Genomic DNA, 5,620 nt, shown 5'->3' on the forward strand with positions numbered 1-5,620 from the left:
GTGGAGACCAGCCACACACAGTAGCAGGCCTTATATTATGCACCTGCATCTTATCGCTATAACTAAGCATAATTCGCTCTGCTACCATTTTGGTTTTGTTATATACAGTGATGGGAACAAGAGGTAAATCTTCGGTGACCTGAGGCTCATCTTTAATGCCATATACACTGCCAGAACTACCATAGAGCATATGTTTTACACCAGCTCTAACCGCCCTATCTGCAAGCAGCTGCGCGCCAAGAACATTAACCTCCCAGGATAGAGTAGGATTTAATTCAACCCCTGGGTCATTTGCAATATTAGCAAGATGGACAATCGTTTCGATACCTTCAAGCGGAATAGCGTCTATATTCCGAATATCTTCTTTTACTACTGTAAGTCGCTCATGAGGCTCTAAAAAATTACCAAACCACTGGGTATCGACGACGGTTACATGATGTCCATCGCTAAGAAGTTGGGGTGTAAGAACGCTGCCGATATAGCCGCAGCCGCCAGTAATTAGTATATTCATTATTTACGCTTTATGTTGGTAGTTGTGAGGAAGCGTCAGCAAGACTTCTAAGTTCTGTTCGACCCATTGCAATGTTTCGTTAATGCCATCGTCCAAAGTAATTTTATCGGCCCAAGAAAATTGCTTACGAACTTTAGTACTATCAAGTAAATATGCCTGATCTTTTCCTAAACGGTCTTCTGTAACATCAACAAAGTCTTCAAAAGAAACTTTTGTCACATCACCGACACGTTCAACAAGCTCCCGTATGGAAACTGTTTCACGAGTTGATATGTGGTAGGTCGAGCCTGGGTCTCCATTAAGAAGAATACGCAAGGTAGCGTCAGAGGCATCTTTTATATGTATAAACGATCTAACCGAATGCCCCCCGCCATGAAGCTGCATACGCTGCCCTGTTTTGGCAAATAACAAAGCCCTTGGGAGAATTCGATAGAGTTGCTGGCCCGGTCCGTAAACATTTGCAGTTCGTGTAAACACAACCGGGAAGTCGTAAGCATTGAAAAAGCTCATTAAGTGCAAATCACAAGCAGCTCTTGAAACGGCATAAGGCGTACTAGGAGAAAAGTTAAAGTGCTCTTTTACCCAGCCTTCTGTATTGCCATAAACTTCAGGGGTTGTGACATGCAAATACTTTTTAATCCAGTTTAACTTCCGTAGCTCATCATGCAATTTCACTTGCGCCACTACATTAGTCTGATACCAATGCTCCGGAGTCTGCCAGCTTTGAGCGACCATACCTTGCGCTGCAAAATTAATTATATAAGTTGGTTTATGCTGCTTTATTACGCTTAGGAGTTCATCCAGATCATGGTTAAGGTCAATTTGGAAAAACCGAAAACGTTCATTAAAAGCGCCACTCCACTTGTATGGCAAGAACACCGAGTGCAACTCAGGTGAACGACTAACCCCAATGACCTCATAGCCTTGCTCAAGCAAATGCTCAACAAAGTGGGAACCAGAAAATGAGTTACTACCAATTACAAGAAATCGATCTGCCATAATACCTGCCTAAGCTTGCCAGTCTCACTTGTCTTTATTGACAAGACTATGAATCGGATTATCGTCGAACTCTTTTTGCCATGAATCTGCTGCCGGCCAATTAAGAAGCGGCAAAGGGTCCAACTGAGCTTTACGCAATGCAGAATATGTGCCGATATCACGATGAATGACATCATTGTGCCAAGTAGCTATTCGACCAACAAATTGTGGAAGCACCTGTGTACTAAAATCGGAGATCTCGGGATGCAGTTCTAGCCAATCAAGGATTTCAGGCTCAAGCAGATAAACTGCAGCATTTGCTCGGTTGCCAGGAGGGTTTGAAACTTTTTCGTGAAACCCAATAACTCTATTTTGAGAATCAAGCTCAACTATCCCGCAACTTTGAGGAAGTTCAGTATCAAAAGTCATCATTGTTATAGGGCAATTATCTGGTCGATACTTGCAATGATATTCAATAAAAGCCGAGAAATTACAGTGACACCAATTATCTGCATGAATTAGTAGCGTCGTGGCATTCTTAAAAAAAGCCTGATTTTGCCGCAAGGAACTCGCTGTTCCCAGCAACTCAGGTTCAAAAACCTCTTTTATCCATGAAGCATACTGTGGGCGCTTAAGAAATTTAGATACAAGTTCTGATAAATAGTGGGTATTAACCACAGCATGATGAATGCCTATATCATCTAATGTCTGTAGCCAGTACTCTAGTAGCGGCCTACCGTTGATGGGCATTAAACATTTAGGCCAATTATTCGTTAGAGGCCGAAGCCGAGTCCCTAAACCTGCCGATAGTAGTAAAGCTCGAATATCAGGCCTTTGGTTCATCTAACCGAGCCTTACTCTCAGAAATAAAGTCTATGATCGATAAAAGCCAAATATGATGTGTCATTTCAACAACATTATAACTTTTACTGTCAACCCATAAATTAATATCACCCAACTGTCTCAAAGGGTTATCAGCCGTAAAGCCGGAAACAGTAATTATCCCGAGCTTCAATTTTGAAGCTTTGATCGCTGCGTTTAACATATTCGCTGAGCGCCCACTGCTACTAATTATGATAGCGAGGTCTCCCGGGTCTGCGTAAGCCTCGAACGCCTTTGACACCCAGTGCTCATAGCCGTAATCATTGCTGAAACACGTAATTAAGTCAGCTTCGTTGAAGTTCATTGCTCGAACCCCAGCTGACTTCAAGAAATCTACTGTTAGGTGGCTTGCCATAGCAGCACTCCCACCATTTCCAACAATCAACAACTTTCCCCCACTGGTGTGCGTACTCTGGATAACCGAAGCACATTCCCTTAGCAAGGCAGGATCTATTGATGAGGTCTTTTCACTGATTAGAGAGAAGTAATTATTAAAATAGTCGCCATTACTCATAATTTTTCTTATTTAGTTTTAGTACCGACGATAAAAATTCGCCATGATAGGTATCAAGATTGCTTAAGCAGGAATTCTATTTTAAATCATTAATTTTTATAACAAAAACCGAGTATAAATTAAGGAAATATGCTTATCAATCATCCTTACTAGGCGAGTCATATCTCCTCAGCCCACTGCACCACTCTCTAATCCTATCGTAAACCCAAAAAACACCCTAATTTTTATTTCGTTAAGGCCTGCTTATTGCTATATATTGTTAAATATATTCTATAAGAAGCTTTTCCTATGATTTCCTACTTCATACCCGACATGCCAGTCACAGATCAATTAATCCCCTACCTTAGGGAGATTGACGATAAGCGCTGGTATTCTAATTTCGGGCCACTCTATGAACGGTTTCAGCACAACTTAGCCGACAAATGCCTTAACGGTATTGACCCCAAGCGCCTAGCAATAGTCTCATCTGGCACTTCGGCAATTGAACTTTCATTGAAGAGCTTAAGCCTACCTTTAGGAGCTAAGGTACTTACCAGTAGTTTTACATTCCCCGCCACGATAGAAGCGATAATTAATGCAGGGTTGACGCCAGTAGTTTGTGACATTGACAAAGAGGGCTGGGCATTAACACCTGACATTGCCTCGCTCCAACTTAAGGAGCACAATATTGCCGCTGTCGTGCCAGTTGCCGCTTTTGGTACGCCGCTCTGCTCAGAAAGCTGGTCTATTTTCTGCCAGAAAACCGGCATTCCGGTAATCTTCGATGCAGCCGCAGCACTTGGCAATCAGAGCATTAGAGACAACATTATCTATGCTTTTAGTTTACATGCGACGAAGCCAATCGGTGCAGGAGAAGGTGGTCTTGTTGTCTGCCCTTCAAAAGAACATGCCTTACAGATCAAGAAAGCATCAAACTTTGGTTTTGAACCAGACCGCTCTATTCTTAGTGCGGGCGGCAATGCAAAGATTAGTGAATACCATTGCGCTATCGGCCTTGCGCAGCTTGACCGGCTTACCGAAATAATAAGTATACGAGACAGTATCTTTAAACATTACAAGGAAGCATTTAGAGCAGCAAAGCTACCCCTCTCTTTGCAAGCGGGAACTGACAAGTTCACCCCATCTAGCCTTTATGTCACGTTTGAAAATCAAAAAGCTGAGCAATTGTCTGAATTCCTTTATTCACATCAGATAGAATCTCGACGCTTGTACTACCCCTTGATCAATCAACATGCAGCTTTCAAACACAACACTATCGAAGCTAAAGGAGGGCTAGAACATTCAATCCGATGTTCTGAGAACGGCATTGCTCTGCCCTTCCACGCTTATTTGACACACGAACAAATAGATAATGTCACAAGAAGCATTTCTAAGTTTGTCGATAACCAAGCTTAAGCTAAGTTTTGATGATCTAGTTTCCGCATTAATGACTTTAGGAGCCACGCTTCAGGCTTAACTATGTACCAAATAAAAACTTATAGAAAAGCTCTTTTTCTAGATCGCGACGGTGTAATTAATATCAACCACGGCTATGTTCATCATTTTGAGGACTTTGAGTTTATCGACGGTATTTTTGCTTTGTGTAAACACGCTCAGAGAAAAGGCTATCAAATAATAATAATCACCAATCAATCAGGTATAGCTAGGAAGTATTACTCTAGGAAAGACTTTGAGACACTAACCAAACAAGTTAAAAAGAAATTCTGGCATCAGGGAATTAAGGTCACACAAACTCTCTACTGCCCACACCACCCCGATTTTAACCATACCTGCATCTGCAGAAAACCCAAAGCTGGCATGATATTCAAAGCGAAGCGGCGCTTTCATATATCTTTATCAAAGTCGGTTATGGTTGGTGACAGCATTTCGGATATGCGTTGCGCTCAACTGGCAAAAATCAAAAAACGCATATTGGTAACTCATGACAAGCCTATTGGTAATGGCCCACCTCTAAAACGTCCTGGCAATAAAACCTACTACCAAACAAACAGGCTTAGTGCCATTCATTCCATTTTATAAAGGTAAGCTAAATCACGTTGCTCTAGTTAGCTTACCTTTATTAGTCCACCATTTCTTGCAAATAGCACCCGTATTGGGTGCCACCAATACTGTTAATCTGAGATATTATTTGCTGCTTCGATAACCACCCACGCTTAAACGCAATCTCTTCCAAACACGCAATCTTATATCCTTGTCTCTCCTCAACAGTTTTCACAAACTGCCCGGCATCGATCAAGCTGTCATGGGTTCCCGTATCGAGCCAGGCAAATCCGCGCCCCAGCACTGTTACATTTAGCTGTTCGCGATCAAGGTAGGCATTTATTACGTCGGTTATTTCCAGCTCACCACGAGCTGAAGGTTTAACCCGGCTTGCTATGTCAACGACATCGTTATCAAAAAAATAGAGGCCTGTGATTGCATAATTTGACTTCGGCTCGCTTGGTTTTTCTTCGATAGACAGTACTTGGCCACTATCGCTGTATTCAATAACGCCAAAACGCTCGGGATCTTTGACGCGATAACCAAATACGGTTGCGCCACGTTCTTGCTCTACAGCCTGTTTAAGCTTTGGTGAAAAGTCTTGCCCAAAAAAGACGTTGTCACCGAGAATAAGGCAAACCTTTCCGGAGCCGATAAACTCTCGACCAATAAGAAAAGCTTGCGCCAAGCCTTCTGGCTTCGCTTGCTCAGCGTAACTGAGTCGTAGGCCAAAGTTTTCACCATTGCCCAATAGG

The 5,620-nt window shown here is 42.4% G+C and carries 7 protein-coding genes; 2 read left to right on the top strand and 5 right to left on the bottom strand.

The window, feature by feature from the left end; all coding sequences use genetic code 11:
• The 4 genes from A3761_RS22505 to A3761_RS22520 all read right to left on the bottom strand — a co-directional run.
• Positions 1-511 (bottom strand): NAD(P)-dependent oxidoreductase (locus A3761_RS22505; protein WP_156492040.1); only part of this gene is annotated, 511 nt, incomplete at its 3' end.
• Positions 512-514: 3 nt separating this feature from the next.
• Positions 515-1,510 (bottom strand): GDP-mannose 4,6-dehydratase, encoded by a 996-nt coding sequence (locus A3761_RS22510; protein ID WP_068750925.1) that lies wholly within the window; start codon positions 1,508-1,510, stop codon positions 515-517.
• Positions 1,511-1,534: 24 nt separating this feature from the next.
• Positions 1,535-2,332 carry a nucleotidyltransferase family protein gene (locus A3761_RS22515; protein ID WP_068750927.1) on the bottom strand — a complete coding sequence of 266 codons (798 nt, stop codon included), beginning with the start codon at positions 2,330-2,332 and terminating at the stop codon, positions 1,535-1,537.
• A complete protein-coding gene (locus tag A3761_RS22520) occupies positions 2,316-2,885 on the bottom strand; it encodes an SIS domain-containing protein (RefSeq protein WP_068739635.1) in 570 nt (189 codons plus the stop codon). Before A3761_RS22520 ends, A3761_RS22515 begins: the two co-directional genes overlap by 17 nt.
• Before the next feature lie 288 nt (positions 2,886-3,173).
• On the opposite strand from A3761_RS22520, the gene A3761_RS22525 reads away from it, so the two are divergent.
• On the top strand, positions 3,174-4,280 hold the full coding sequence (locus A3761_RS22525; protein ID WP_068739637.1) for a DegT/DnrJ/EryC1/StrS aminotransferase family protein: 1,107 nt from the start codon (positions 3,174-3,176) through the stop codon (positions 4,278-4,280).
• Between the two features lie 63 nt (positions 4,281-4,343).
• Complete coding sequence (gmhB, locus tag A3761_RS22530; RefSeq protein WP_068739639.1) at positions 4,344-4,904, top strand: D-glycero-beta-D-manno-heptose 1,7-bisphosphate 7-phosphatase; 561 nt, start codon at positions 4,344-4,346, stop codon at positions 4,902-4,904.
• A gap of 40 nt (positions 4,905-4,944) precedes the next feature.
• On the opposite strand, the gene A3761_RS22535 is transcribed toward gmhB, so the two are convergent.
• Positions 4,945-5,620, bottom strand: a 676-nt coding sequence (locus tag A3761_RS22535; protein WP_082870343.1) for a sugar nucleotidyltransferase, incomplete at its 5' end; no start/stop codon positions are given.

This window comes from Oleiphilus sp. HI0123 (genome assembly GCF_001635315.1).

Excerpts from the sequence above, each read along its gene's own strand:
- A3761_RS22525 (WP_068739637.1), top strand. The coding sequence starts at position 3,174 with ATGATTTCCTACTTCATACCCGACATGCCAGTCACAGATCAATTAATC.
- gmhB (WP_068739639.1), top strand. The coding sequence starts at position 4,344 with ATGTACCAAATAAAAACTTATAGAAAAGCTCTTTTTCTAGATCGCGAC.
- A3761_RS22510 (WP_068750925.1), bottom strand. The coding sequence starts at position 1,510 with ATGGCAGATCGATTTCTTGTAATTGGTAGTAACTCATTTTCTGGTTCC.
- A3761_RS22515 (WP_068750927.1), bottom strand. The coding sequence starts at position 2,332 with ATGAACCAAAGGCCTGATATTCGAGCTTTACTACTATCGGCAGGTTTA.
- A3761_RS22520 (WP_068739635.1), bottom strand. The coding sequence starts at position 2,885 with ATGAGTAATGGCGACTATTTTAATAATTACTTCTCTCTAATCAGTGAA.